The sequence below is a fragment of the Streptomyces sp. NPDC046308 genome, assembly GCF_055588065.1.
Genome location: NZ_JBVJFB010000002.1, coordinates 888,319 through 914,389, shown reverse-complemented (window position 1 = coordinate 914,389; position 26,071 = coordinate 888,319). Strand labels below are relative to the sequence as shown.

Genomic DNA, 26,071 nt, shown 5'->3' with positions numbered 1-26,071 from the left:
AATGAACGTGGGAGCCCCCGACCAAGCGGCGCCCACCGCTGTGGGAGCCCCCGACCAAGCGGTTCCCACCGCTGCACCGGCCTGTCCTCAGGAGCGTCCGCGCTCCTCCAGATAGGCCGTGTGCGTCTGCTGACGGCGGGCCTCTGCTTCGCGGAGGTCCGCCGTCACGCTTTCCGCCTCCTCGAACAGCAGGTCCAGCTGCCGCTCCAGGTGCCGCTCCGGGGACTCCCCGCCCGGCGTCAGCCGGTTCCACCAGCGGGTCCGGTGGTACGTGTCCACGCACTCCGGCACGTCCCGCCGGATCGCCCGGGACAGCCCGTGCACCGCCTCCGGCTCGGTGACCAGGACCTCGGCCACCCACCCCGGCTCCAGCAGCGCCCCGTACAACTCCAGCAGCCCGGCCCGCCGGCTCCCGGCCGCCTCCGGCAGCTCCACCTCGGCCAGGTACTCCCGCAGCCGCGCGAAGTCCCCGCGCAGTACGTCGAGTTCCTCGCTCGGGTCGAACGGCGGCGGCGCCACCCGCTCCGGCGGGGCGATCAGCGCGCCCGCCCCGTACAGCCCGGCCACCACCAGCGGCCAGTACCCGCCCCCCACCCCGGCGAGGGTGAGGCCGAGGCCCACCACGCCACAGGCGGAGCCGGTCAGGTTCTTCCCCGACTCCAGGTAGCGGAGCACCCGGCCCGCCACCCCGCCGCCCCCGCGGCCGCCCCTACTGGTAACCACGGATCTCCTCGAAGGCTCCGGCCAGCGAACCGGTGCCGCCCGTCGCGTCGAAGAGCCGCCCGCCGGTCAGTTCGGTGATGTGGGTGAGCTCCTTGCGGTCCGAGTCCCCGAACAGCACCGCGAAGACCGGCGCCTGCCGCTGCGCCTCGGGCAGGGCCGCGTAGAAGGAGTCGAAGTGCCCGGCCCCGACGCCCTCGGTGTTCTCCCCGTCCGTCATCAGCACGATCGAGGTGAACGCGTCCGCGCCGCCCTTGCCGAGGTGCTGGTAGGCCGCCTCCAGGCTGCTGTAGACCGCCGTACCGCCGTCCGGCTCCAGCGACTTCACGTCGCCGCGGATCGCGTCCAGCGCCGGCCCCGGATTGCCGGGCTCGACGACGTGCGTCAGCACCTTCCTCACCTTGGAACCGAAGGGCAGCAACGTCACCTCCTCACGGTCCCGGAACCGCCGGCCCGTACCCGAACTCCCGCTTCCCGTCAGATCGGTGAGCGCCGACTTCAGGCGCCCGATGCGGTCGTCCTCGCTCATCGAACCCGAGGTGTCCAGCACGTACACCGTCCGCGAGGGCCGGCGCAGCTCGTTCTCGTACGAGGCCAGCAGCCCGTCCGCCACCGCACGCGAGCCGGGGAAGGGCAGCTCGTGCCGCTTCTCGGGGTCCAGCCCGGGAGCCGGCGCCACCCCGGCCGCGACCGGCCGGCGGAAGGTCTGCTCGGTGATCGCCCTCTGCGCCCCGGGGCCGCGCAGGTAGTCCGTCAGCGCCCGTCCCGCGTCGCGCGCCCCCTCCGGGGCCGAGGTCAGCAGGGTCAGCGGGTAGTGCGCGGTGACCACGCCGTCGCGCGGCCGGATCACCGTCAGCGGCGCCTTCGCGTCCTTCGCGTCCCGGTTCATGGACAGCAGCACCGACTCGTAGTTCACCAGCGCGTCCACGTCACCGCGCTTGCCGTACGCGGTCGCCAGCCAGCCGGAGGAGCCCGAGGTCAGCTTCTGCCCGGCGAAGAACTCCTTCAGCTTGGGCCGGGCCGCCTGCACGTCCGCGTCGCTCAGCGCCGCCTGCGCGCCCGACAGCCCCGACGCCACCGAGACCAGCGCGGAGAAACCGGAGTTGGAGCGCACCGGGTCCGTCATCCCGTACGTCAGCTTCCCGCCGGCCACCGCCTCGTGCACCGCCGACCACGTCACCTCGCCGGGCTTCCAGCCCAGCCGGGCCAGCGCCTCCGGCTTCACGCCGATGGCCACCGGCGAGGACATCACCGGGGTCTCGCTGGACAGCCTCCCGGCGGCCTCGGGCCGCAGCCGCAGGTAGTCGTTGGACGACAGCCAGACCGCGTCGTACCTCCCGTCGGCCTTCCCCGAGGCGATCTGCTCGACGGCGTCGAGGGTCCCGGACGAGGTCAGCTCGACGCTCACCCCGGTGGCCGCCTTCGCCGACCTCAGCACGGGCTCCATGTCGGAGAGTTCACTGGAGGCCAGCACCCGCAGGTGCCCCTCCCTGTACTTCGACTCCGCCGGCTCGGCCGCGCCCTCGCCGGTGCAGGCCGTCGCCGTGACGAGCGTGGCGAGTGCGATCAGCGCACCGGTCCAGCCCCGCCTCACCGGGCACCGCCTTCGAGCGCACCGGCGGTACGGGTACGGGCCAGGTACGCCGAGGCGGTCCGCAGCTCCCCGGCCAGGGACTCCACCGTCGCCGCCATGTTCTGCGTCGCCTGCACCTTGAAGGTGTCGATCGCGTCGAGGGTCCGGTAGATCTGGGCGAAGGCCGTCCGCAGCGTCTGCGCTCCCACCGCCGGATCGGCCGCGATCCGCTGGATCTCGCCGCTCTGCGTGGCCAGCATCTCCGCGTTGCCCCGGATCAGGTCCTCGGTGGTTCCCTTCAGGGCGTTGACCTGCTCGATCACCGTGCGCTGGCTGTCGAGGGCCGCGGCCAGCATGACCGCGATCCGCAACGCCGAGACAGTGGTGGTGGCCGCCCGCTCGACGCCCTTGATCAGCTCGTCGTTGTTGCGCCGGACCACGTCCATCGCCAGGTAGCCCTGCGCGCACACGGCCAGTTGCGTCAGCAGGTCCTGGTGCTTCTGCCGGACCGGGAACAGCACGTCCGCGCGCAGCGCGTCGGCCGCCTGCGGGTCGGTGCGCTCCGCCTCGGCGATCCGCTGCTCGACGGCCCCGTCCAGGGCCTCGGTGAGGACGGCGTACTCCTGGAGCTTGCCCATGGTCTCCCACAGGCGGGCCCGCTCGGTGTGCAGGGCCGCGTTGTCGCGGCGCAGCTCGTCCTGGCCGCTGCGCAGCGAGCCCACGATCTTGTTGAGCGTGGCCTGCGAGGAGGCGTACTTCGCCACGTGGTCGCGGAACCTGTTGCCGCCCGGCAGCTTCGCCAGCAGCTTGCCGAGCCCCTTGCCGGGCGTCTCCCGCGGGTCGAGGTCCTCGACGGTGCGGCGCAGTTCGACGAGGGAGCCGGAGACGCGTGCCTGGGCGTCGCCGCCGCCGTCCGCGCCGAGGGAGCGCACGGCCCGCTCCAGCATCCGGTTGGACTGCTGGGCGGCGCTGCGGATGTCGGCCGCGCCGAGCCCGGCTATCTCGCCGATGCGCTGCGCGAACTCGGGGGAGCGGGCGTCGATCCCGGCGAGCGAGCCCACGTACTCCCCGGCCCGGCGGGCCATCTCGTCGCGTACGCCGTCCTGCAGCGGGACCAGCCCGGAGGCCTGCTCACGGCGGACGGGCGGGACCGGCTCCGGTGCGCTGAGGACGAACGTGCCGTCCTCGGGAGGTGTCAGTGTCATGGTGTGGGCCCCTAACCCCTGGCGCGCTGGGCGAGCGCCATGAGGATCTTGACGGTGGGTGTGCCGACCTGGCGGATGCCGGTCAGCCCGGGGTTGAGGTAGCCGGCGTGCGGTGCGGTCGCGGCGGTGAACTCGGGCACCCCGTCCTGCGGGCGGAACCCGCGCCGTACGGCCAGCTCGCGCAGCCTCGGATCGGTGGCGAGGAGGGTCCCCAGCTCCTTGGCCCGCTCGGTGATCGGGACGAAGGTGTGCGCGGTGTTGACGGTGGTGTCCGGGTAGAGCACGACCATGTCGCCGGGGTTCTGGTGCTGGAGCAGCAGCGAGGCCACCTGGGACTCGTACACCAGGATGAGCGGTTCGCCGCTGCCGCTGATGAAGGCCCGGAAGGGGGCGTCGGTGCTCTGCTCGAGGGCGCCCTGGACGGAGATCAGCTTGCGCATCAGCGGTGCGGTGCGCTCGATCCCGGCGTCGTCGGCGACCACGCTGTTGCCGTTGGCGACGTTGGAGGTGGCCGCGAGGAAGAGGGCGCCGGAGTTGGAGGAGGCCGGATCGGTGGTCTTGACGAACACCGTGCCGGTCAGCTCGGCGTGGGCGGCGGAACCGGGCAGCTGCTGCCAGGTGCGGTCCTCGGCAGCGGCCTTGAGGAAGGGACCCATGAGCAGGGTCCCGAGGTTCTTGCCGGTCATCCTGGCGAGGCCGTTGTCGGCCAGCACCTTCGCGGCGCCCGGGCGGGCGATGACCACGAGCGGGGAGTAGAAGGGCTTGGTCTCCTGGGCGCCCTTCACCCCGGCGGCGGCCGCGACCTCCTTGGCGGGTTCACTGCTGCCGGGGAAGGCGAAGTCGAACTCCTCGAGGGCGAGCTGGTCCATCGCCCAGGAGCCCGAGGTCTCCGTCTTGACGGTGTAGCCCTTGGCGGCAAGGGCCTTGACGACGTCGGGGTCGCGGAAGAATTCGGACTTCTCCGAGCCGATGACGCCACGCACGGTCTTCGTTGCCGTGGTTTCTGGGTGATCCTGCCCCTGGAAGGCGACGACGTAGAGCACGCCGCCGATCAGGAGGAGGCCCAGGACGATTCCTAGGATGCGTCTCACGGGTGCAGCGTGCTCGCGGAAACCCACATTCCGCGCTGAGTTGAATGAACGTCAGGTGTCCAGGCGGTCCCACTTCGAAATGCTGTGTGAGCCCTCGGGTGCTGGTGGGCGGGGCGGCCGCCCGGGAGGATCGGGGCATGGGCGTGAGCGCGTTGAAGTGGCAGGGCTGGCTGGTCGGCCTGGTGACGCTGGCCGGACTGCTGGTGTTCGCCCCGCTGGGCCTGTACGTGTGGGCGAGCGGCGGCGAACCCCCCGGGGCGCCGCCCAGGGCGGCCCTGGAGGACGTACGGGTCACCGGGTGCCGAATCGATCCGGCCAGCCGGCGGGTGGTGGCCGCGGTGGAGGCGGCGGGGCGGGCCGAGGGCGTCGGCGCGTACGTCGTCACGGTGGAGTTCCGCGACGGCGCCGAACCGGACCCCGAGCGCCGGGCCGCCCAGGCCCTGTTGCGGATCCCGGGCGTGGCCCCGGGCGCGACCGAGCACGGGGAGACGGTCGGCCCCGTGTGGCCGGTGGCGACGGTGCCGTGGTGCGGGGTCGCGGGAGCGGAGTTCGAGCGGACGCCCGAGGCGCCCTGAGGCGTCCGGTCCCGCGCCGGCGGCCCGCGCCGTGCGGCGCGGGCCGGTGTGGGCTCAGCGGGTCACTTCACCTTGACGACGACGGTGCTGCACACCTTGTCGGCGAAGGTCTGCTTCTTGGCGTCCCACAGCGGCCAGAGCCAGCCGAGGTAGCAGGGGATGCCGTCGAGGATGTGCGCCAGCTTGCGCACGAAGGCCATGCCGAAGCCGAGGGTCGCGCCGTCGGCCTCCTTGTGGAGGCTGATGCCGACGACCTTCTTGCCGATCGTCTGGCCGGTGGTGCCCTCCTTGTAGAGCTGGAAGAAGAACATGCCGAGGGCGTACAGCATGCCGATGAGGCCGAGCACGCCGGCCGCCGCGGAGTCGGAGTCCCCGCCGCTGATGGCCGCGCCGATGCCGGCCAGCGCGTACATCGGGCCGGCGATGATCAGGGCGTCGAGCAGGTACGCGCCGACGCGCAGGCCCCAGTGGGCCAGCGGCGGCATACCCGCACCGGGCATGCCGGGCATGCCGGGCTGCTGCGGGTAGCCGTAGGCCGGCGGCGCCTGCTGGGGGTAGCCGTACTGCGGAGCACCGCCCTGCGGGGGCTGCTGCGGGTAGCCGTACTGCGGGGGGACGCCCTGCGGCGCCTGCTGCGGGTAGCCGGGCTGGCCCTGCGGGGGCTGCTGGCCGTAGGGGTTGTTCGGGTCGCCGAAGCTCATCGGTGAAGTCTCTCCAGGCTGCTGAAACGGGGACGAAGCGGCGTGGAGGAGATGAACTTGTGAGCGGCCTCCCCCGTGCTGCCGCGAACTTTCAGCCCTCATCGTGTTCGGAGCACCGGATTCTGTCCAATTCCCGCCCCTGTCACGCACCGCGGGGGGTGCCGCGGGGCCTGTCGAGCGAGCCCGGTGGACACCGGGACGTGGCACCCGGTCCGGAGCCTCCGCGGCCCCGGACCGGGGCCGTCTAGAGGGCGCCGGCCAGGTCCGAGGACTTCAGGGCGGCGGCGTGCGCGTCCATGCGCTCGGCGGCGAGGATCGCGGCGGTGGTGTCGGCACGGGACGCGGCGACGAGGAGCGCGCGGGCGGCGAGGTCGTGCGCGCGCTGGTGCAGCGCGGCGGTGTCCACGGCCGTGCGCTGCGGCGCACGTGCGGGCTGGGACCCGCGCAGCCGGGCGACCTGGACGGCGATCTCGGCGGCGGCCTCGTCGAGACCGAGCTCGTCGGTGACGGCCAGCAGGGCCGCGAGATGGCCGGCGAGCTGGATGTCCAGCGCTTCGCCGCGGCTGCTGTGCGGATAGTCGGACGGTGCGGCGCCCACGCGGTGGACGACCGACTTGGTGCGGATCGGCTCGTACATGAGGTGGCCTCCTGCGTGGTCAGGAGACCATCCTACATTGGATTGGTTCTAAAGTTGAGCTGGATCCTGTTGTTGGTCGTGCGTGTCCACCGCTAGAGCTGGCTGTAGCCGTCGAGGAAGTTGCCGATCCGCGTCACGGCGTCGGCCAGATCCGTGGCGTTCGGCAGGGTCACGATCCGGAAGTGGTCGGGCTCGGGCCAGTTGAAGCCCGTTCCGTGCACGACCATGATCTTCTCGGCCCGCAGCAGGTCGAGGACCATCTGCCGGTCGTCCTTGATCTTGTAGACGGACGGGTCCAGACGCGGGAAGGCGTACAGGGCGCCCTTCGGCTTCACGCAGGTGACGCCGGGGATCTGGGTGAGCATGTCGTACGCGACGTTGCGCTGCTCCAGGATCCGCCCGCCGGGCAGGACCAGGTCCTCGATCGACTGCCGGCCGCCGAGCGCCGTGGCCACGGCGTGCTGCGAGGGCATGTTCGCGCACAGACGCATGTTGGCCAGGATCGTGAGGCCCTCGATGTAGCAGGTGGCGTGCTTCTTCGGCCCGCAGACCGCCATCCAGCCGGCCCGGTAGCCGGCGACGCGGTAGTTCTTCGAGAGGCCGTTGAAGGTGAGCGTCAGCAGGTCGGGGGCGATGGCGGCGGTGTTGTGGTGGACGGCGCCGTCGTAGAGGATCCGGTCGTAGATCTCGTCCGAGCAGACGACCAGGTTGTGGCGGCGGGCGATGTCCGTCAGCCCGCGCAGCATCTCCTCGTCGTAGACCGCGCCCGTGGGGTTGTTCGGGTTGATGATCACGATCGCCTTGGTGCGGTCGGTGACCTTGCGCTCGATGTCGGCGAGGTCCGGCATCCAGTCGGCCTGCTCGTCGCAGCGGTAGTGCACGGCCGTACCGCCGGCGAGGGACACGGACGCGGTCCACAGCGGGTAGTCCGGTGCCGGGACCAGCACCTCGTCGCCGTCGTCGAGCAGCGCCTGCATCGACATCTGGATCAGCTCGGAGACGCCGTTGCCGAGGTAGATGTCCTCGACGTCCAGGTCGATGCCCTTGGTCTGGTAGTGCTGCATGACCGCGCGGCGCGCGGAGAGCAGCCCCTTCGCGTCCCCGTAACCGTGGGCGTTGCCCAGGTTGCGGAGCATGTCCTCAAGGATCTCCGGCGGGCAGTCGAAGCCGAAGGCCGCGGGGTTGCCGGTGTTGAGCTTGAGGATGCGATGACCTGCTGCTTCGAGCCGCATGGCCTCTTCGAGCACGGGGCCGCGGATCTCGTAGCAGACATTGGCGAGTTTGGTTGACTGGATCACCTGCATGACGGGAGCTTACGGGCCCGGGTGCGGGCTTGACGTGCCTTTTCGAAGACAGGCTCGAAGAGCGAAATGTCCCATTTCGGGTAATGGGTGGGTGGTGGCGGCGTCCCCCCTTGGAATCCGGGGCCGGCGCGTGCTGCGACCTGCGGAATGGGTGGGGGTGGGGCCGGCGGAAAACCGCGATGTTGCGCTCGTCACCTCGGTGGACGGGTGGGGGCCGAGGGTGACGGGGTACTCCGTCCGAGTTCCCGCCGGGTTCCCGGCCGGAGTGTCCCGGCTGAGTACGTCGGCTGAGTACGCGCACTCATGCGGCGGGGCGGGGTCCCGTGGAGGCTGGGCGCATGAACCAGGGCAAGTGGAAGCCGGCGGACCACCGCCGGGGCGCGGAGAGGGTGGGCACGGCGATCGTGGCCGCCGCGGGCGCCCTCATGGCGGCGGGGGCGGTCTTCGCGGCGCTGCTCTTCCTGGTGTTCTTGGACAGCGGCTACTGAGGGGCGCGTGCAGTGGAGTTCGTAGTCGGTGACATGGCGATCACCACGGTCGGCACGGACGGCGACGACCGGGCGATCGAGTTCCTGGTCAGGCCGGAAGGGGCCGCGGCCGAGGGGCACTTCGCGATCTTCCGCGAACACGACGAGGGCTGGGAGTCCGCCCGCATCACCATCGCCCCGGAGTCGGCCGCGATCCCGGTGGCGGCGGTCGAATGGGCGGTGGAGTTCGCACGCGAGTACCTGTGAGGGGTGGCGGCCCGCCCCGCGTTGTCGGTGCCCCCGCCTACCCTTCGGGACATGAAGCCACTGCGGGAGGCACCCAAGACCATCGCCCACCTGCGGCCCGAGCCGGGCCCGGGCGCCGTGCAGGTGGTCCGGGGCGAGCCCGGCACCCGGGTGGCCGGCACGGCGCGTACCGGGTGCGTCCACGACCATGCGTGAGCCCGAGGTGCCCTGGGCGGGCTCGGGGGCGGTCCACGAGGACCTCCTCGCGGCGAAGGCGCTGGTCTACGACGCTTGCGGGTTCACGTCCTCCAGGCCGGTGCCCGAGGCGGAGAGCGCCGAGTACGGGGCGTACACGTTCACGCTGAACGGCCTGCGCGTCACCTTCCGCGCGGCCAGGACCACCCCGACCAAGGCCGGGCAGTTCGTCACGGTGTGGAAGCGGTCCGAAGAGGGGCCGATCCGGCCCCTCGACGTGGCGGACCCCGTCGACCTCCTCGTCGTCAGCACCCGGGACGCGGACGGCTTCGGGCAGTTCGTCTTCTCCCGCGAGGTGCTGCGCGAGCGCGGCGTCCTGTCCGTGGACGGGGCGGGCGGCAAACGCGCCTTCCGCGTCTACCCGCCGTGGACCGCGGTGGAGAGCCGGCAGGCCCGGGCGACACAGGCGTGGCAGGCCGACTGCTTCCTGCCCGTGGGCACCGGCACCCGGGTCGACCTCACCCGGGCCCGCACCCTCCTTCAGCCGTAGCGGGGTGTCGGCGGCGGGGGCGGGCGGTGGGGGCGTGGCACGATCGGCGGCATGCAGTACCGGTACGCCACCGAGGCCGACGCGCCCGCCATGGCCGAACTCTTCGCCGCCAACCACCACGACGCCCTGACGGAACGGCAGCGGGCGGAGCAGGGGTTCGTACAGGGCCGCTTCGACGCCGGCGTCCTGGAGGCGATGGCCCGGGCCGGGGAACTGCTCGTCGCGGACGACCGCGGCCGGATCGCCGGCCTGCTCGCCCTCTCGGTGGCGGCGGACCTGGCCGATCCCCCACCACCGGTCACGGGCCTGCTCCGCGCGCAGGACACCCTGGAGTGGGACGGGCACCCCCTCGGCGAGACGCGGTGGCTGCTCTACGGGCCGGTCGTGGTCGACGCCGCGTACCGGGGGCGCGGTGTGGCCCGGGCCCTGTTCACCATGGCCGTGGCGGCGGCCTCGGAACGGGCGGACGCGATCGTGGCGTTCATCGAGGCCGGCAACGTGCCGTCGTGGCGGGCGCACGTCGACGGCTTCGGCATGGTCCCGCTGGGCGAGTACGTCGCGGCCGGCCGCACGTACGACGCCGTAGCCGCGCCGACCACCTGACCCGCCCCGCCTCCCGGCCCCGCCCAGCGCCTCAATCGCCGGCGAGGCTGAGTTTGCGCGGCCCAGGCCGGATGGTGCGGCGCGGCTGGCCGGTGCGGCGCAAAGACCGGGGCTCCGCCCCGGACCCCGCTCCTCAAACGCCGGAGGGGCTGAATTTGCGCGGCGGAGGCTGGATGGCGCGGCGCAGCCGAGGGTGCGGCTCAAGGATCGGGGCTCCGCCCCGGACCCCGCTCCTCAATCGCCGGAGGGGCTGGATCGAGCTGGGTCGGTTGGGGTGGGGGTGGGTGTGTGTCGGGGTGATCCCCGCAGGGTGCCGAACGCACTGCCGCCGAGCTGTCCGACCTCCCGACACGTTCGGCGCCCGAGGAGACGCCCCGGCGCGCGCCCGCCCCCACCACAACCGACCCCCGCTCCCGCTAGGTCGCGCCGCGACAGGCCCCCACACCGGCCCAAGCGGCGCAGCCGACCGCGCAGCTGACCCGCGCCACGCCGAGCGGTCCCCGAGGATCGATTCGTCCCGTTCCGTGCGAACGGCAGCCCACCGCGCCAGCCCGGGGCTGCCGGGAGCCGGTCCCGTGCGGGGATCCGTACGCGCTACCCCTCCAGGATCACCAGCGGGATCTCGCGGGGCCGGGCGGTCCTCTGGTCGTCCTCGAACGGCGGCCAGAGGGCCGTCATCATGTCCCAGTACGTCTCCCGCTCCTCCGGCGTCGCCGTGCGCGCCGTCGCCTTGACCGTGGCCGCGCCGACCTGGAGGCGGACCTCCGGGTGCTCCGTGAGGTTCAGGTACCAGTGGGGGTGGTCCGGGGCGCCGTCGCCGGCGGCCAGGACGACGAAGCGGCCCGCGTCCTCGCCGTAGATCAGCGGGGTGCGGACGGTGCGGCCGGTGCGGCGGTCCACCGTGGTGAGCAGCAGGGTGGGGACCCCGTGCCACAGGTGCCCGTCGGCGCCCGCGGTGGTGACGTACGCGCGGACGTGGTCGAGCCGTGGGCCGGGTCGCGGGTCCGTGGGGTGTTCCCAGTCGACATCGAGTGCGTGCATTTACCTGTCCTTAGGGTCGTGGCCCCCTGGCGGCTAACGAGCATTAACGATTCTGGATGCGCACGACCCGTAGCGCACCCCTGTAGGTCTGGACCAAGCTCGACGCATGGATCTGGAGCTGAGGCACCTCAAGATCGTCAGGGCCGTCGCCGACGCCGGGAGTCTCACCCGGGCCGCCACCGCCCTCGGCCTCGCGCAGCCCGCACTCAGCACGCAGCTGAAGCGGATCGAGCGGGCGCTGGGCGGGCCGCTGTTCGTGCGCGGCCGGGAGGGCGTACGGGCCACCCCGCTCGGGGAGCTCGTACTGGAGCGGGCACGGGTGCTGCTGCCCGCCGTGTACGAGCTCCAGGAGGAGGCCAAGCGGTTCACCCGGCAGGGGGCGCAGGGCCACCGGCTCGGCGGGACGCACGGCCCGCTGCTCGGCGGGCTCGTGGACCGGCTCGCGCGCGCGGAGCCCGGGGTGCCGGTGACCACGTACACCTCCTGGTCCGAGCGGGAGGTCGCCGGGAGCGTCGCCGACGGGCGGCTGGACTTCGCGCTGGTCGGTGTCTGCGGGGAGAGCGCGCCGCCCGAGCCGGGACGGCTCGCCTGGATGGAGGTGGCGCGGGACCCGGTGCACGTGATGCTGGCCGAGGACCATCCGCTGGCCCTCGCCGCCCGCGACGAGGTCGACCTGGCCGAGCTCGCCGCCGAGGCGTGGGCGGACGTGCCGGGGGACGGGTGCTTCGGGGACTGCTTCGCCGCGGCGTGCGTGCGGGCCGGGTTCACGCCCGCCTGCGTCTACGAGACCGACACCGCGTCGTGCGTGCACCTGGTCCAGGTCGGGCGGGCGGTCGGACTGTGCCGGGCGACGTTCCCGGCGACCGCGGGGGTGGTCACGCGGCCGCTGGCCGGCACGCCGCTGGTGTGGCGGCACCTGCTGGGCTGGCACCCGGCCGGGCGGGCCGCCGCGCGGGCCGCGGAAGTGCTGGGGCTGGCGCGGGCTGCGCATGCGGAGGCGTTGGGGCGGGCCGGGGGCCTGCGGCCCGCTCTGCCGTGGTCCGCTGCCTAGCCCACCACCCGGCCGCGGCTCCGCTGCCGGGGCTCCGCCCCGGACCCGCGCCTCAAACGCCGGCGGGGCTGGATCCGCGTGGCCCAGCCGGGTGGCGCGGCGCAAGGATCCGGGGTGTCGCAGCCTTGGGCGCGGCTGCCTACGGCAGGTAGCGCTCGATGACCTGCGGGCCCTCCTTCTCGATCAGCTCGCGTGCCTTCGCGACCCGCTCCGGAGTCGGGTCGTGGCCGGTCGCCATCACGAGGTCCTCGGGGTCGTACGGCCGTTCCCCGCCCGTGAAGAGCCGGTCCGACCGTGTGGGCTGCTCGTCGGGTTCACTGACCATCGCGTACCTCCTACGGTTTCCCCTTCCCCTGGCCCCATGGTCCGACCCCCGGCCCATGAACGCCACCTCGACGCCCTCGGCGCCGCGGGCATAGCACCGGGGGAGGGGCCAACCGGCAGCTCCCGCAAGCCGGTTCGGATTTCTACGGTTTCCGCAGACGCCACCGGAAACCGAGGAGACCCCCCATGCTCAAGCGACACGCCCGCACGGCGTGTACCGCCCTGGCCGCCGCCGGGCTGCTGCTGGCCGGGACGGGCGGCGCCACCGCCGACTCCGGCCCCGCCGCCCCCTCGGCGGCGACGACCCTGCGCACCGCCGACGCCCCGCCCGAGCTGCTCGCCGCCATGCAGCGCGACCTCGGCCTGACCCCCACGCAGGCCAAGGCCCGACTGGCGCACGAGGCCGAGGCGGGGGCCACCGCCGCCCGGCTGCGGGACCGGCTCGGCGCGGCCTTCGCCGGGGCGTGGGTGGACGGGGCCGACGCCGCCACCCTCACCGTCGCCACCACCCGCGCCGCCGACACCGCCGCGATACGGGCCACCGGAGCCCGGGTGCGGCTCGTCCCCCGCGCCCTGGCCGACCTGGACTCCGCCAAGGCGGCCCTGGACCGGGCGGCCACCGCCGCGACGCCCGTGCGGTACGTGGACCCGCGTTCCAACTCCCTGGTCGTCGAGGAGACCGAGCCGGGCGCGGCCGCGCGGCTGCTGGCCGCCACCGGGACCGACGCGGCCCTGGTCACGGTGGTCCGTACGGCCGAGGCCCCGCGTCCGCTCTACGACCTGCGCGGCGGCGACGCGTACTACATGAACGGCAGCGGCCGCTGCTCGGTCGGCTTCCCGGTCACCAAGGGGACCGTGCACGGCTTCGCCACCGCCGGACACTGCGGTCGCGCCGGCACCACCACCAGCGGCTTCAACCAGGTCGCGCAGGGCTCCTTCCAGGCCTCGGTCTTCCCCGGCAACGACATGGCCTGGGTCGCCGCCAACACCCAGTGGACCTCCACCCCGTACGTGAAGGGCAGCGGAGGTGCGAACGTGCAGGTCACGGGCTCGGTGCTACAGCCGGTCGGGGCCTCGGTGTGCCGTTCCGGCTCGACCACCGGCTGGCACTGCGGCACGATCCAGCAGCACGGCACCAGCGTCACCTACCCCGAGGGCACCATCTCCGGGGTGACCCGTACGACGGTCTGCGCCGAGCCGGGCGACTCCGGGGGCTCCTACATCTCCGGGAGCCAGGCCCAGGGCGTCACCTCGGGCGGCTCCGGCAACTGCTCCGGCGGCGGGACCACCTTCTTCCAGCCGCTGAACCCGATCCTGTCGGCGTACGGACTGACCCTCAAGGTCACCGGCGGCGACCCGGGCCCGGGTCCCGGCCCCGGCGAGCCCGAGCCGGGCGGCACCTGGAAGGCGGGCACCGTCTACGCGGCCGGCGCCACCGTCACCCACGGCGGCGCGAGCTACCGCTGCCTGCAGGGGCACCAGGCGCAGCCCGGCTGGGAGCCGCCGAACGTCCCCGCGCTGTGGCAGCGCCTGTAGCAGAAGCGGAGCATGCCGGTGCCGTGGCTGCCAAGGGGGGAGTCACGGCACCTCCGCGTGCCCGGGGTCAGACGAGGACCGCGGCCAGCGTGCCGAGGGCGCCGAGCACGGTCAGCAGGCCGCAGATCGCGAGGTTCACCGTCCGGTGCTCCCAGAAGACCGCGACGAACTCCCGGATGGTGGCGCTCGGCCAGTAGTACTTCGCGGTGGGCGCACCCAGCACCTGACCGTTGACGCCGGTCTTGCGCGCCAGCATCGCCGCCCGGAAGGCGTGGAAGTTGTTGGTGACCACCACGCACCGGTAGCCCGGATCGTGCGCCTCCATGAGCTCCCGGCTGAAGCGCATGTTCTCCTCGGTCGTGGTGGACCGGTCCTCCAGCACGACGTGCTCCGCCGGCACGCCCTCCGCGATCAGCCAGTCCGCCATCGCCCGGGCCTCCGAGACCTTCTCGTCCGAGCCCTTGCCGCCCGAGACGATCAGCACCGGCGGCCGGCCGCCCCGCGCCAGCTGGCCTTCGTAGATCTGCTGTCCCTTGCGCAGCCGCGAGGCCAGCAGCGGCGGCACGCGGTCCCCGCCGATCAGGCCCGAGCCCAGCATGACGACGTGGTCGACGTCGCCGCGCACCTTGATCCGCCCGTAGAGGAAGGCGTAGCCGAGGAAGCAGAAGAAGACGAAGGAGACGTAGCCGGCCACCACGGTGAGCGTTCCGGCGATGCCGCCCAGCACGGGGGAGCCGACCACGCCCACGAGGACCAGCAGGGCGATCAGCGCGAAGATCGCGAGACCCGCGAGCATCGACAGCAGGTTGGCCGGCCGCAGGCCCTCCTTGCGGACCATGGTCACGCCGTTGCGGACGAGGAAGACGCCCAGCGCCACGACGGCGAACGCGGGTGAGGCGAAGACGAGCACGGCGATCGTGACGGCCGCCCAGGTGGGCAGCTTGCCCACTTGGAGGAACAGCGCGGAGCAGGCGCTGAGGAGGGTCAGTCCCAGGAGCACGGCGTTGCTGAAGCGGCGCCGGTCCTGCCGGACGCTTATGCAGAACGCGAGGAACAGCAGGGCGGCGAGGGCGAAGGCGACCATGCCGCCCATCGTAGGCGTCCGGTCTACCGAAGATCGCGGGCGGTCCGGCGCACGGAACGCCCGGCCGGCACGTCCGTCCGGCGCACGGAACGCCCGGCCAGCACGTCCGTCCGGCGCCCGTCGCGCAGGACGAAGCGCCCGTCGATCAGGACGTGCGGGATGCCCGTCGGCAGCACCCGCGGCCGCTCGTACGTGGACCCGGCCGCGACCGTGCCGGGGTCGAAGAGGACGAGGTCGGCGCGGTACCCCACGCGGACCAGGCCGCGGTCGGGCAGGCGCAGGCGCGCCGCGGGGCGGCCGGCGAGGTGGGCCACGCACTCCTCCAGGGAGAACAGGCCGAGTTCGCGGACGTAGCGGCCGAGGTAGTGCGGGAAGGTGCCGTAGGCGCGCGGGTGCGGTTTCGCACCCTGGAGGATGCCGTCGGACCCGCCGGTGTGGACACGGTGGCGCATGATCGCCCGGACGTTCTCCTCGTGGCCGACGTGCTGGAGGACGGTCGGCGCGAGGCGGTCGTCCAGCAGCAGCCGGCGGGCGGTCTCCCAGCCGTCCAGGCGCGTGCCGACGTACCCGGCGAGGGCGGGATCGGCGACGCCCGAGATCTCGACCGTCGACCAGTCGACGGGGACCCCGTGACAGCCGTCCGCGCCCTCCACCTCCAGCGCGTGGCGGATCCGCCCGGCCTGGACGCCGTCGCGCAGGCGGGCCAGGACCGCCTCCGGGCCGCCCTCGTTCGCCCAACCGGGCAGGAGCGCGACGAGGGTGGTGCAGCCGGGGGTGTACGGGTAGCTGTCGAGGGTGATGTCGGCGCCCTCGGCCAGGGCAGCGTCGAGCAGGGCGAGCAGCTCGGGCGCGCGGCCCTCGTTCTCGCCGAAGTTCATGGTGGCGTGGGCCAGGTGCAGGGCGCAGCCGGCCTCCCGGGTCAGCGCGACCATCTCGGCGTACGCGGCCAGCGCGCCGTGGCCGTACGAGCGGTGGTGCGGGCAGTAGTAGCCGCCGTACCGCGCCACCACCCGGCACAGTTCGGTCAGTTCGGATCCGGAGGCGTACATGCCGGGGGTGTAGGTGAGGCCGGAGGACATGCCGACGGCGCCCTCGGCGAGGCCGTCGGCGACGAGCCGGCGCATCCGGTCCAGCTCGGCCGCGGTAGCGGGGCGGTCCTCCCAGCCGAGGGCGTGGGCGCGGACGGTGCCCTGCGGGACGAGGTAGGCGGCGTTCACGGCGATGCCCTCGCCGCCGAAGCCGCGGTCCAGGCGGTCGAGGTAGCCGCCGACCGTGCGCCAGTCGAAGTCGATGTCGTCCCCGGGGCCGTTCCACCCCGCGATGGCGGCCCGCACCTCGCCCAGGGTCCGGTCGTCGGCCGGCGCGTACGACAGGCCGTCCTGGCCGAGGACTTCGAGGGTCACGCCCTGGGCGGCCTTCGCGCTGTGGTCCGGATCGCGGAGCAGGGCGAGGTCGCTGTGGGCGTGCATGTCGACGAAGCCGGGCGCGAGGGCCAGGCCGTGCGCGTCGAGGGTCCGGCGGCCCCCGGGGAGCGAGCCGATCTCGGCGATCCGGCCCTCGTGGACACCGACGTCCGCGGTGTACGAGGGCCCGCCCGTGCCGTCGACGACGCGGGCCCCCCGGATGACCAGGTCCACCGGTCCGTTCCTAGAAGAAGGTGCGGACGTAGTCGGTGACGGAGCCGTCCGCCTCCACGACCGGGATCAGCGGCCACTTCTCGAAGATCGTGCAGGGATGGGACATGCCGAGCGCCACCCAGTCGCCGACCTGCACGTCGTCCGCCGAGTCGGTCTCCAGCCAGGCGTGCTGGTCGGACAGTTTGACCACGCGGATGCCGGTGGCGGGGCGTTCGACGCCGGTGAGGGCGTCGCGGACCAGCTCGGCCTCCGGCAGGCCCAGGTCGTAGGCGATGTCCCGCTTGCCCGCGTTGACGAAGGCCTGGGTGGGGGAGGGACGGGAGACGACCTGGGTCCACAGCCGGAACGCGGGGCGCAGGCCGCCCTCTTCGGGGTGGCGGTTGAAGGGGGTGAGGCGGGTGTACCAGCCGTGGTCGTGGGAGACGTACGCGCCGGAGCGGAGCAGCTTCAGGGTGGGGCGGGACAGCTCCGGGAGCTCGGCGAAGACGTCGGCGACGGCGTCGAACCAGGCGGAGCCGCCCGCGCTGACGACGATCTCCTCCAGGTCGGCGGCGAACCGGCCCGCCTTGTCGAACTCGACGGCCAGGGCGGTGAGCCGGCGCAGGTACGCGTGGACGCGCTCCGGGTCGGCGTCGGGCACCTCGGCCTCGTAGCCGCCCGTGCCGACCAGCCGCAGGGTGGCGGTGGCGGCGACCGCGTCGGCGACGGCGCGGCAGTCCTCTTCGGTACGGGCACCGGTGCGGGCGCCCTCGCCCGCGCCGAGCTCGACGACGACGTCGACGACGGCCGGGGCGTCGCGCAGGGCCCGGTCCATGAGGTGGACCCCGCGCACGGAGTCGACGTAGCAGACGAAGCGGAAGTCGGGGTCGGCGGCGAGCTCGCCCGCGACCCAGCGCAGGGCGGCCGGATCGACGAGCTCGTTGGCGAGGAAGATCCGCTGGATGCCGAAGGCGCGGTAGACGCGCGCCTGGTGGGGAACGGCCGCGGTGATGCCCCACGCGCCGTGGTCCAGCTGGCGGCGGAAGAGCTGCGGGGCCATGCAGGTCTTGCCGTGCGGGGCGAAGGCGAGGTCGTGCCGGGCGGCGTAGGCGCCGAGCGCGGCGAGGTTGTGCTCCAGCGCGTCGGCGTCGAGGGTCAGGACGGGTGTGGTGAAGCCGCCGGTGTGGAGGTCCCGTCGCTGGGCGGCGAGCTGCCCGACGGTGAGGCCCTGCGTCTGGGCGTCCGGCGGGAGCCCCTTGAACCGGTGGTCGACGAGCTCGTCGGCGAGGTCCTGGACGGGGTCGCTGGCGCTGGCCATGCGGGTGCCTCCCGGGGGGTTGCGTGGTGTGCAACGGTCGTTGCGTATGCCGCTGCACGCTGTCTAACATCCCGGGTGACGGCGGGTCAACGCGCGTGGCCGCGCCACCCCCTGCGGAGCCCGGGGCCCGGCGGAGCCGGGTGGGTCTGGACGCGTACGGAAGGGGACGGGCGATGAGCCAGTCGGTGGAGCGGGCGCTGCGGATCCTGCCGCTGCTCGCGAAGGGCCCCGCCCCGCTGGGGGCGGTCGCGGACGAGCTCGGCGTACACAAGAGCACCGCCCTGCGCCTCCTGCGCACGCTGGACGAGCACGGCTTCGTCTACCGCCAGCCCGACGGCCGCTACCGACTGGGGGCCGGGCTCTTCGCGCTCGCCGCCGAGGCCGTCGAGAACCTCGACGTACGGGAGATCGCGCACCCCCACCTCGTCGAACTCAACCGGGCCACCGGCCACACCGTTCACCTCGCCCTCCACCAGGACGACGAGGTCGTGTACGTCGACAAGGTCGACAGCCGCTACCCCGTCCGCATGTACTCCCGCATCGGCAGGCCCGTCCCCCTCACCGTCGCCGCCGTCGCCAAGCTGCTCCTCGCCGACCTGCCCGAGGCCGAGCGCCGGGCCCTCGCCGAGCGGATCGAGTACCCCCGCTACACCCCCCGCTCCACCCCGGACGCCGCCGCCTTCCTCCGCGAGCTGGACCTCGTGCGCGAGCAGGGCTGGGCCACCGACCTCGGCGGGCACGAGGAGTCCCTCAACTGCCTCGGCGCGCCCGTGCACGGGCCGGACGGGCGGGTCGTCGCCGCGCTGTCCGTCTCCGCGCCCGGCGTGGTCGTCTCCGCCGACGGGCTCCTCGCACTGCTGCCGCAGGTCCTCCGCACCGCCGTCGCCATCAGCCAGGACTACTCAGGAGCACAGGAGAGAACGTGACCGCGAACACCGCAGGCACCGCGAAGACCGCCCTCACCCCCGACACCCACACCGTTCCGCCCGCGAGGTTCTCGCACGGCGTGCGCAAGGGGAACATCCTCCAGGTCGCCGGCCAGGTCGGCTTCCTCCCGCACGTCGACGGGCGGCCGCCCACCCCCGCCGGGCCGACGCTGCGCGAGCAGACCCTCCAGACGCTGGAGAACGTCCGCTCCGTCCTGGAGGCGGGCGGCGCGAGCTGGGACGACGTGATGATGATCCGCGTCTACCTCACCGACACCGGGCACTTCGCCGAGATGAACGGCATCTACGACGCCTACTTCGAGCAGCAGGGCCTGAAGGAGGCTCCCGCCGCCCGCACCACCGTCTACGTGGGCCTGCCCGCGGGGCTGCTCGTCGAGATCGACGCCCTCGCCGTCCTCGGCTGAGCCGCGGCCGGGCACGCGGGTGGGGCGCCCCCCTGGCGGCGGGGCGCCCCGTTCACGCGCGTACTAGGAGCAGTACTGCGCTTCCTTGCCGATCGAGCGGTACATGCAGTCCGCGTTCTCCAGCAGCTGGAGCACGGCGTCCTTGTTCCGCGCGGTCTCGCGGTCGATCACCTCGTCCGGCGGGTAGAAGCCGCCCCCGCCGCTCTCCGGGTACATCTCGAAGGTGTAGGCGAAGATCTTCTGGTTGCCCCACAGCCAGTCGTCGATCGTGCCGTCGGTGATGTACAGGTCGCTCGACTGCTCCGGCGTGTAGCCGTTGCTCGCCGCCATGCTCGTGCCGATCTTCTTGTACACGGCGAGGTCGTCGGCGGTCAGGCCCGGGGCGGTGTCGTTGTAGGTCCAGCCGAAGGGCCACAGGACCAGTTCGCTGTACGTGTGGAAGTCGATCGCGGCCTTGATCTGCTGCTTGCCGCCGATCACCCGGCTGCGGACGAAGTCGGAGACGACCTTCACCTCGGGCGCCGACTCGGCGGCCGCGCCCCGGTAGGTCTCGGAGCTCTTGCTGCTGCTGGAGCCGCCGCAGCAGCCCCACTTGTAGTTCCAGTTCCGGTTCTCGTCCGTGCCGATGTACGAGGATCCGCTGTTGGGCTGGCGGTTCTTGCGCCAGGAGCGGTACGAGCCGGTGGCGATGTCGTACTCGCCGCCGTCCGGGTTGAGGTCCGGGACGATCCAGATCTCGCGGCTGTTGACGGCGTTGGTGACCCGGGAGTCGGTGCCGTACTTGGAGCCGAACTCCTTGAGCAGGTAGAGCGCCATCTCGACCGTCAGGTGCTCACGCGCGTGCTGGTGGTGGGTGAAGAGCACCTCGGGCTCGGCCTCGTCGGTCGCGACGTTGTCGCTGATCTTGATGGCGATGAGGTCCCGGCCCTGGTACGACTTCCCGATCACCTGCTTGCTCATGATGCCCGGGTACTGGGCGATGCGCTGGTCGATCTCCGTGTTCATCTCGGCGTAGTTGTGGTACTTCGAGTCGGCCGAGGGGAAGTCCATCGGGCTGGCCGCGATGCCGGGAAGGGAGCGGTCCGGCGGCCCGGGCAGCGCGGTCAGCCGGTAACCGAGCGCGCGCAGGTTCTTCGCCTGCATGGTGTCCGCGCTGACCACGACCGTGTGGTCGTCCACCTCGTCGATCGAGACGCCCGTGCGGAGCAGGGCGGTGCGGTCGGCGGGGGTGGAGGGGCCGTGGATCCGGTACTGGACGATGGCCTCGTCCTGGGTGGCGGTGGACGGGGTGGGCGGTGGCGATGCCGTCGCGCTCATGCCGTAGGCGGGTGCGCCGAGCGCGAGTGCCAGCAGGGCCGCCGTGACGGCGGCCCTCCGGCGGGTATGGAGCCGCATGCGTTCTCCTGGGTGGGAGTGTGGGGGTAGCCGTGCGGACGCGCACAGCGTGCTCTCATGGCATGTTCCGGTCAAGGACCCGCCGTGCGGGCCGAACCGATCCGGCCACCCCCACACGTACCGCCTACGGGAGCCCGTGGACCTTGGGACCCACCGAGTTCGACCAAGCACTACCCGCCTTGGCGTCCCAGTTGGTCGACCAGGTCATCGCACCGCGCAGCCCCGGGTAGGTCTTCGACGGCTTGAAGGACCCGCAGTTCGTCCCCCTGGCCAGGCAGTCCAGGGCGTTGTTGACGACGGTCGGGGAGACGTAGCCGCTGCCCGCGCCGCTCGGCGAGGCCGGGACGCCGATGCCCACCTGGGAGGGGTCGAGGCCGCCCTCCAGCTGGATGCAGGCGAGCGCGGTGAGGAAGTCCACCGAGCCCTGGGAGTAGACCTTGCCGTCGCAGCCGTTCATCGAGCCGCTGTTGTAGTACTGCATGTTGACGACGGTGAGGATGTCCTTGATGTTCAGCGCCGTCCTGAAGTAGCCGCCCTGCGTGGACTGCATGTCGATGGTCTGCGGGGCCATGGTGATGACCAGCGACGGGCCGGCCTTCGCGGACAGCGCGCGCAGCGCCTGCGTCATGTAGGTCGGGTTGAGGCCGTTCTCCAGGTCGATGTCGATGCCCGTGAAGCCGTACTCCTGCATCAGGGCGTACGCGGAGTTCGCGAGGTTGTTCGCGGAGGCGGAGTCGTTGACCGAGATGGTCCCCTTCTCGCCGCCGACGGAGAGGATCACCGACTTGCCGGCCGCCTTCTTCGCGGCGATGTCGGCCTTGAACTGGGCGACTGTGTAGCCGCCCAGGCCGGCCGAGTCGAGGTTGAAGGTGATGGCGCCGGGCGTGGTGGTCGCGTCGGCGAAGGAGACGGCGATGATGTCGTACTGCGCGGAGACGTCGGAGATCCTCTGGACGGTCGCGCCGTTGTTGAAGTTCTGCCAGTAGCCGGTCAGGGCGTGCCGGGGGACGGCCGGCCCGGGACCCGGCCCGGGGCCGGTGCCGGTCGTGGTGCCGGTGACCGGAGCGGACTTGGCGCCCTCGCCCGCGGCGTTGTAGGCGCTCACCTGGAAGGAGTACGAGGTCGCGGCGGCGAGCCCGGTGATCTGGGTGGAGGTGCCGGAGGTGACGGTCTGGACGCGGACGCCGTCCTGATACACGTAATAGCCGGCGGCCCCGCCGACCGCGTTCCACGAAAGGGTGAGGGCGCTCGCGCTCTGGCCGGAAACGGCGGTCCCCGCGGGGGCTCCCGGGACGCTCGGGCCGGGGTCCGTGCCACCGCCGCCGTCCGGTCCGAAGACGCTGAACTCGTCCACGACGTAGGCCGGCTGGCCGTACCAGCCGTGCGTGTAGACCGTGACCTGGGTGGTGCTCGGCCCGGTGCTGAAGGTGGTGGAGAGCTTCTGCCAGCCGGCGCCCGATCCGGGGGTCCACGTGGACACGTCCTGGGTGCCGGTCCCGGTCGCGCCGAGGTAGACGTAGCTGCCCTGGACCTGCGTGCTGAGCGTGTAGGTCGAGTTCGGCTTGACTGTGACGGTCTGACTACAGCGGGCGTTGTCCTGTCCGGCCGGGGTGGCCTTGAGGGCGCCGGCTCCGGCGTACACGGGCGAGGAGACGGAGGCGCCGGTTCCGCCGGTGCAGGACCAGTTGGCGAGGCCCGACTCGAAGCCGCCGTTGCGGGCGACGTTGACGTCCGCGGCCTGTGCGGTACCGGTGGCCAGGGCCGTCAGGCCGCCCGCGGCGAGGGTGGCGGCGAGGGGGAGGGCGAGGGAGCGTATGCGGTTCACGTGGGCTCCGGTGGGGGGAGGAAGGTGGTGAAGGGAGGGGAGGACCGGGTGGGGTGGGTCCGAACTCAAGGCGTGCGCTGCCAAGTTGGTCCAGACCAATCCTCGTGTCAAGAGTCTTTGCGATGTGGCTTGAAATGACCGAAGGGTCGATCCCTGTTGTCCGGGTTTCCCGCCACCTGTGACAGAGGGCGGCCGGACGGGAATCGGCAAGGCCCTGCCCCGCCTGGGGTGACGCGGATATGGTGCTGAGGCAAGGGGGAAGCTCGTCGATCGTTTGCTGTCGCGCAGTGCGAGTGCGCGCGCGGCGTCTTCGCGTCCGGCGCGCGACGGGCCCGTGGCACACGGGTGAACGTGGGGGAACGGGGGAATTCACGTGCCGACCGCCATCGCTGTCACCAGCGCCGATCTGGTACTCCCGGCCCCTGACCGGCACACGCCCGGGGCCGCCGTGCTGCACCCGCCCGAGCAGCTCGACCTGGAGGGCGCGCTCGCCGAGACCGGCGCACTGCTGGAGCGGCACGGCCACCTCGTGGCCCTCGTGCCGCCCTGGCTCCCGCGCGCCACCGTCCAGCGGCTGCACACCGTACGCGCCATCCTGGAGACCGACCGGATCGCGCTCCTCGGCATCGATCTGCCCCCGCTGGGCACCGCCCTGCTGGTCCGTCAGCTGCGCCAGCTCAGCGTCTGCGACTTCAGCCCCGGAATCATCGCCTCCGCGGCTCGACTGCTGTCCCACTACGTCTACGCGGGCGCCCTGCTGGGCTCGGTCGCCAAGCTCGACAGGGTCCGGGTCCCGGTCGGGCTGGGGGCGCACGCCAGGTCCTGGTCGCCGAGCGCGCAGTTCGCCGTACTGGCCCACCCGACGCCGCACCTGGCCAAGCTCGGGGCCGCCGGGGCGCAGCCCTCGGCCGCGGTGCCCGCCGGCCCCGGCTTCGCCACGCAGCTCACCTTCGCCCGCGGCCAGCTCACCTCCGACTGGGTCACGGCCGAACTCGCCCCCGCCTGGCAGGTGCAGGGCGTCATGGAGAACCCGCTGCCGGCCGGCTCGCCCGGCTGGTGGGGCACCCAGAAGCTCGTCGAGTTCGCCGCCGGCATCCCGGACCTGTCCGTGCTCTACCAGCTGGTCGCCTCGGTCCGGCGCGAGCAGTGCCGCTGGTGCGGCCTCGAACTCATCGGCGACCGCTGCGGCTTCTGCGCCGCCCCGCTCACGCCCGCGCCCGCCGCGCCACCGCCGCCGGCGAGCACCGCCCGATCCAGACCCTGACCGACCGACTCCTGCGAACGAACGAAGAACGGCGAGGTAGGAAGACCGATGAACTCACGCCAGCGCCGCGGCGTCATCCTGCTGCTCCTGTCGGTCCTGTGTGCCCTGGGGGCCTTCGCCGGAGTCCTCGTGGTGATCGGCGACGTCAACTCCAAGGTCGGGGCCGAGGTCGTGGCCTACCGCGCCAAGGGCGACATAGCGCCGTACAGCCCGCTCGCCGCCGGGCAGTTCGAGGAGGTACGGATCCCCAGGCGCTGGCTGTCCGAGACCGCCGTCACCGACCTCGGCGCGCTCAAGGACAAGATCGCCCTCACCACCCTGAAGAAGGGCTCGCTGCTCCAGGCGGACATGTTCGTCGACCGTCCGCAGCTCCAGCCCGGCGAGCAGGAGATCGCCATCATGATCGACGCGGCGACGGGCGTGGCCGGCAAGATCACCTCCGGTGCCAAGGTCAACATCATCGCCACCTTCAAGGGCGCCAAGGACACCGACCCCTCGCGGTCGGTGATCATCGTCGCCAACGCCCGCGTCCTGGGCGTCGGCCGGCTCACCGCGCTCGAGGCCAGGGACAGCGACCGCAAGGGCCCCGCCGAGGCGGTCCCGATCACCTTCGCCCTGAACACCAAGGACACCCAGCGCGTCGCGTACGCCGAGTCCTTCGCGGAACACGTGCGCCTGGCCCTGGTGGCCCCCGGCACCGACTCGGCACCCGCCCCGGGCGACCGTACGTACACCCTCGACGGGGACAAGTGAGGCAGCACGGATGACCACCCGAATCCTCCCCGCGGTCGGCGACCCGGACGCCGCGCGTGCCCTCTCCACCCTCCTCAGCCAGCTCCCGTCGGCGGAGCCGGCCCCACCGGTCCCCGACTCGACCTCGCTGCTGGACACCCTCGCCCGGATGGCCGTCGACTCCATCGACGAACTGCCCGAGGTCGTCCTCGTCCACGAGCGCATCGGCCCGGTGCCCGCCCTGGAACTGGTCCGCGAAGTCGCCCTGCGCTTCCCCGCGGTGGGCGTCGTCCTGGTCTCCTCCGACGTCGGCCCGGCGCTCTTCTCCGCCGCCATGGACGCGGGCGCGCGCGGCCTGATCGGACTCCCGCTCTCCTACGAGGAACTGGCCGCCCGCGTCCAGGCCGCCGCCCAGTGGTCCGTGGGCGTACGCCGCCACCTCGGCAAGGGCTCGGCCGCCGACGTCTTCACCGGGCCGGGCGGCCGCGTGGTCACCGTCACCGGGGCCAAGGGCGGGGTCGGCACCACCTTCACCGCCGTGCAGTTCGCGCTGGCCGCGGCCGCCTCGGGGCGGCGTACGGCACTGGTCGACATGGACCTCCAGGCGGGCGACGTGGGCTCGTACCTCGACGTGCAGTTCCGCCGCTCCATCGCCGACCTCGCCGGGATCCAGGACATCTCCCCGCGGGTCCTCCAGGACGCCGTGTACGACGACCGCACGGGCCTGGCGCTGCTGCTGGCCCCGGCCGACGGGGAGCGGGGCGAGGAGGTCGATGACCGGGCCGCCCGGCACATCGTCGGGGCCCTGCGCAGCCGCTACGAACTCGTCGTCGTCGACTGCGGCACCCAGGTCACCGGCGCGAACGCCGCCGCGGTGGAGATGGCGGACGTGGCGGTGCTGGTCACCACCCCGGACGTGGTCGCGGTACGGGCGGCCAAGCGGATGGTCCGGATGTGGGAACGCCTCCAGGTGCGCAAGGCGGAGGACACGGCGATGGTCGTCAACCGCTGGAGCAAGCACACGGAGATCCAGCCCGCACTGATCGAGAAGATCACCAAGACCCGCGCCACCCGCACCCCGGTCCCGGCCGCCTTCAAGGAACTCCAGGCGGTGGTGGACGCGGGCCGGGTCCAGGACCTCGACAACCGCTCGACGGTCAAGCAGGCGCTGTGGACGCTGGCCGGCGAACTCGGCCTCCTCTCGGCCCCGGACACCGCCGCGACCCCCGCCGCCCCGGGCGCGGCGGTCGCCGTACGCGCCGCCGGCGCCGTGTCCCGCCTGCGCCGCGGCCGGGAGGGCTGACGGATGCCCGCCCGGAGAGGGGACCGGGGCCAGGTGGCGATCGAGTTCGTCGGCACGGTCCCGCTGATCCTGCTGCTCGTGGCGGCGGTGTGGGAGTGCGTACTGATCGGCTACGCGTTCTCCCTGGCGGGCAACGCGGCGGACGAGGGGGCGCGGGCGGGGGCGGTGAAGGGGGACGCGGCCTGCGCGGCGGCGGCGAAGGAGCACATCGGGGACGCGTGGAACCTCCGGGTGTCCTGCGAAAAGTCCGGGGACATCTACCAGGCGAAGGTCACCCTGGGGATCCCGGTCCTCTTCCCGGGCCTCGACTTCGGCGAGATCGACGGCACCGGCGGCGCGGCGTTGGAGAAGGAGGCGAAGTGAC

At 72.8% G+C, this 26,071-nt stretch carries 28 protein-coding genes; 14 read left to right on the top strand and 14 right to left on the bottom strand.

From position 1 onward, the window contains the following. Positions 1–87: 87 nt before the first annotated feature. The 4 genes from ACZ6JT_RS11550 to ACZ6JT_RS11535 are packed head-to-tail and all read right to left on the bottom strand — an operon-like array spanning position 88 to position 4,589. The gene (locus ACZ6JT_RS11550; protein ID WP_469209227.1) at positions 88–723 is read right to left on the bottom strand and encodes a hypothetical protein; all 636 of its coding nucleotides are present in this window, start codon (positions 721–723) and stop codon (positions 88–90) included. Beyond that, positions 710–2,314 (bottom strand): substrate-binding and vWA domain-containing protein, encoded by a 1,605-nt coding sequence (locus ACZ6JT_RS11545; protein WP_469209226.1) that lies wholly within the window; start codon positions 2,312–2,314, stop codon positions 710–712. Before ACZ6JT_RS11545 ends, ACZ6JT_RS11550 begins: the two co-directional genes overlap by 14 nt. Next, complete coding sequence (locus ACZ6JT_RS11540) at positions 2,311–3,498, bottom strand: toxic anion resistance protein (protein ID WP_469209225.1); 1,188 nt, start codon at positions 3,496–3,498, stop codon at positions 2,311–2,313. Before ACZ6JT_RS11540 ends, ACZ6JT_RS11545 begins: the two co-directional genes overlap by 4 nt. 11 nt (positions 3,499–3,509) lie before the next feature. Further along, the gene (locus tag ACZ6JT_RS11535) at positions 3,510–4,589 is read right to left on the bottom strand and encodes a substrate-binding domain-containing protein (protein WP_469209224.1); all 1,080 of its coding nucleotides are present in this window, start codon (positions 4,587–4,589) and stop codon (positions 3,510–3,512) included. A gap of 143 nt (positions 4,590–4,732) precedes the next feature. Here ACZ6JT_RS11535 and ACZ6JT_RS11530 point away from each other — a divergent pair, with 143 nt between their 5' ends. Continuing rightward, complete coding sequence (locus ACZ6JT_RS11530) at positions 4,733–5,164, top strand: hypothetical protein (protein WP_469209223.1); 432 nt, start codon at positions 4,733–4,735, stop codon at positions 5,162–5,164. Between the two features lie 62 nt (positions 5,165–5,226). Here the strand turns inward: ACZ6JT_RS11530 and ACZ6JT_RS11525 are convergent, their stop codons facing one another. The 3 genes from ACZ6JT_RS11525 to ACZ6JT_RS11515 form a co-directional block, all read right to left on the bottom strand. Next, positions 5,227–5,865: an RDD family protein gene (locus ACZ6JT_RS11525; protein ID WP_469209222.1), complete on the bottom strand. Its 639-nt coding sequence runs from the start codon at positions 5,863–5,865 to the stop codon at positions 5,227–5,229. 244 nt (positions 5,866–6,109) lie between these two features. Further along, positions 6,110–6,502, bottom strand: a complete 393-nt coding sequence (locus ACZ6JT_RS11520; protein ID WP_469209221.1) for an SCO4983 family protein — start codon at positions 6,500–6,502, stop codon at positions 6,110–6,112. 92 nt (positions 6,503–6,594) lie between these two features. Continuing rightward, the gene (locus ACZ6JT_RS11515) at positions 6,595–7,806 is read right to left on the bottom strand and encodes a pyridoxal phosphate-dependent aminotransferase (protein ID WP_030714139.1); all 1,212 of its coding nucleotides are present in this window, start codon (positions 7,804–7,806) and stop codon (positions 6,595–6,597) included. Between the two features lie 338 nt (positions 7,807–8,144). On the opposite strand from ACZ6JT_RS11515, the gene ACZ6JT_RS11510 reads away from it, so the two are divergent. The 5 genes from ACZ6JT_RS11510 to ACZ6JT_RS11490 are packed head-to-tail and all read left to right on the top strand — an operon-like array spanning position 8,145 to position 9,867. Further along, positions 8,145–8,294, top strand: coding sequence for a hypothetical protein (locus ACZ6JT_RS11510; RefSeq protein ID WP_469209220.1), 150 nt, complete (start codon positions 8,145–8,147; stop codon positions 8,292–8,294). Positions 8,295–8,306: 12 nt separating this feature from the next. Further along, complete coding sequence (locus tag ACZ6JT_RS11505; protein WP_469209219.1) at positions 8,307–8,540, top strand: hypothetical protein; 234 nt, start codon at positions 8,307–8,309, stop codon at positions 8,538–8,540. Positions 8,541–8,591: 51 nt separating this feature from the next. Beyond that, positions 8,592–8,735, top strand: a complete 144-nt coding sequence (locus ACZ6JT_RS11500; protein ID WP_469209218.1) for a hypothetical protein — start codon at positions 8,592–8,594, stop codon at positions 8,733–8,735. Beyond that, positions 8,728–9,264, top strand: a complete 537-nt coding sequence (locus ACZ6JT_RS11495; RefSeq protein WP_469209217.1) for a MepB family protein — start codon at positions 8,728–8,730, stop codon at positions 9,262–9,264. The genes ACZ6JT_RS11500 and ACZ6JT_RS11495 overlap by 8 nt, the downstream gene beginning before the upstream one ends. A 51-nt stretch (positions 9,265–9,315) precedes the next feature. After that, a complete protein-coding gene (locus ACZ6JT_RS11490) occupies positions 9,316–9,867 on the top strand; it encodes a GNAT family N-acetyltransferase (protein WP_469209216.1) in 552 nt (183 codons plus the stop codon). Between the two features lie 594 nt (positions 9,868–10,461). Here ACZ6JT_RS11490 and ACZ6JT_RS11485 read toward each other — a convergent pair. Then, positions 10,462–10,908 (bottom strand): nitroreductase/quinone reductase family protein, encoded by a 447-nt coding sequence (locus ACZ6JT_RS11485; protein WP_469209215.1) that lies wholly within the window; start codon positions 10,906–10,908, stop codon positions 10,462–10,464. Positions 10,909–11,014: 106 nt separating this feature from the next. Here ACZ6JT_RS11485 and ACZ6JT_RS11480 point away from each other — a divergent pair, with 106 nt between their 5' ends. Beyond that, the gene (locus ACZ6JT_RS11480; protein ID WP_469209214.1) at positions 11,015–11,959 is read left to right on the top strand and encodes a LysR family transcriptional regulator; all 945 of its coding nucleotides are present in this window, start codon (positions 11,015–11,017) and stop codon (positions 11,957–11,959) included. Between the two features lie 139 nt (positions 11,960–12,098). On the opposite strand, the gene ACZ6JT_RS11475 is transcribed toward ACZ6JT_RS11480, so the two are convergent. Next, positions 12,099–12,284, bottom strand: coding sequence for a hypothetical protein (locus ACZ6JT_RS11475; protein ID WP_365483091.1), 186 nt, complete (start codon positions 12,282–12,284; stop codon positions 12,099–12,101). Positions 12,285–12,469: 185 nt separating this feature from the next. On the opposite strand from ACZ6JT_RS11475, the gene ACZ6JT_RS11470 reads away from it, so the two are divergent. After that, positions 12,470–13,819, top strand: a complete 1,350-nt coding sequence (locus ACZ6JT_RS11470; RefSeq protein ID WP_469209213.1) for a carbohydrate-binding protein — start codon at positions 12,470–12,472, stop codon at positions 13,817–13,819. Positions 13,820–13,886: 67 nt separating this feature from the next. Here the strand turns inward: ACZ6JT_RS11470 and ACZ6JT_RS11465 are convergent, their stop codons facing one another. From ACZ6JT_RS11465 to ACZ6JT_RS11455, 3 genes are read right to left on the bottom strand one after another with little or no spacing between them, the layout of a single operon-like run. Beyond that, positions 13,887–14,903 (bottom strand): YdcF family protein, encoded by a 1,017-nt coding sequence (locus ACZ6JT_RS11465; protein ID WP_469209212.1) that lies wholly within the window; start codon positions 14,901–14,903, stop codon positions 13,887–13,889. 23 nt (positions 14,904–14,926) lie between these two features. Continuing rightward, the gene (locus ACZ6JT_RS11460) at positions 14,927–16,540 is read right to left on the bottom strand and encodes an N-acyl-D-amino-acid deacylase family protein (protein ID WP_469209211.1); all 1,614 of its coding nucleotides are present in this window, start codon (positions 16,538–16,540) and stop codon (positions 14,927–14,929) included. Positions 16,541–16,550: 10 nt separating this feature from the next. Next, positions 16,551–17,837: an alanine racemase gene (locus ACZ6JT_RS11455; protein WP_469209210.1), complete on the bottom strand. Its 1,287-nt coding sequence runs from the start codon at positions 17,835–17,837 to the stop codon at positions 16,551–16,553. Positions 17,838–18,010: 173 nt separating this feature from the next. On the opposite strand from ACZ6JT_RS11455, the gene ACZ6JT_RS11450 reads away from it, so the two are divergent. Both ACZ6JT_RS11450 and ACZ6JT_RS11445 read left to right on the top strand, forming a co-directional pair. Then, positions 18,011–18,763: an IclR family transcriptional regulator gene (locus tag ACZ6JT_RS11450; RefSeq protein ID WP_469209209.1), complete on the top strand. Its 753-nt coding sequence runs from the start codon at positions 18,011–18,013 to the stop codon at positions 18,761–18,763. Beyond that, positions 18,760–19,188, top strand: a complete 429-nt coding sequence (locus ACZ6JT_RS11445) for a RidA family protein (protein WP_469209208.1) — start codon at positions 18,760–18,762, stop codon at positions 19,186–19,188. The genes ACZ6JT_RS11450 and ACZ6JT_RS11445 overlap by 4 nt, the downstream gene beginning before the upstream one ends. 63 nt (positions 19,189–19,251) lie before the next feature. Here the strand turns inward: ACZ6JT_RS11445 and ACZ6JT_RS11440 are convergent, their stop codons facing one another. After that, positions 19,252–20,583 (bottom strand): M14 family metallopeptidase, encoded by a 1,332-nt coding sequence (locus ACZ6JT_RS11440; RefSeq protein WP_469209207.1) that lies wholly within the window; start codon positions 20,581–20,583, stop codon positions 19,252–19,254. 124 nt (positions 20,584–20,707) lie between these two features. Further along, a complete protein-coding gene (locus ACZ6JT_RS11435; protein WP_469209206.1) occupies positions 20,708–22,408 on the bottom strand; it encodes a chitinase in 1,701 nt (566 codons plus the stop codon). Positions 22,409–22,781: 373 nt separating this feature from the next. On the opposite strand from ACZ6JT_RS11435, the gene ACZ6JT_RS11430 reads away from it, so the two are divergent. From ACZ6JT_RS11430 to ACZ6JT_RS11415, 4 genes are read left to right on the top strand one after another with little or no spacing between them, the layout of a single operon-like run. After that, positions 22,782–23,672 carry a hypothetical protein gene (locus ACZ6JT_RS11430; RefSeq protein ID WP_469209205.1) on the top strand — a complete coding sequence of 297 codons (891 nt, stop codon included), beginning with the start codon at positions 22,782–22,784 and terminating at the stop codon, positions 23,670–23,672. Between the two features lie 48 nt (positions 23,673–23,720). Next, a complete protein-coding gene (gene cpaB, locus ACZ6JT_RS11425) occupies positions 23,721–24,425 on the top strand; it encodes a Flp pilus assembly protein CpaB (protein ID WP_469209204.1) in 705 nt (234 codons plus the stop codon). 10 nt (positions 24,426–24,435) lie between these two features. After that, positions 24,436–25,707, top strand: coding sequence for an AAA family ATPase (locus tag ACZ6JT_RS11420; protein ID WP_469209203.1), 1,272 nt, complete (start codon positions 24,436–24,438; stop codon positions 25,705–25,707). 3 nt (positions 25,708–25,710) lie between these two features. Then, a complete protein-coding gene (locus tag ACZ6JT_RS11415; protein WP_469209202.1) occupies positions 25,711–26,070 on the top strand; it encodes a TadE/TadG family type IV pilus assembly protein in 360 nt (119 codons plus the stop codon). Position 26,071 lies beyond the last annotated feature (1 nt).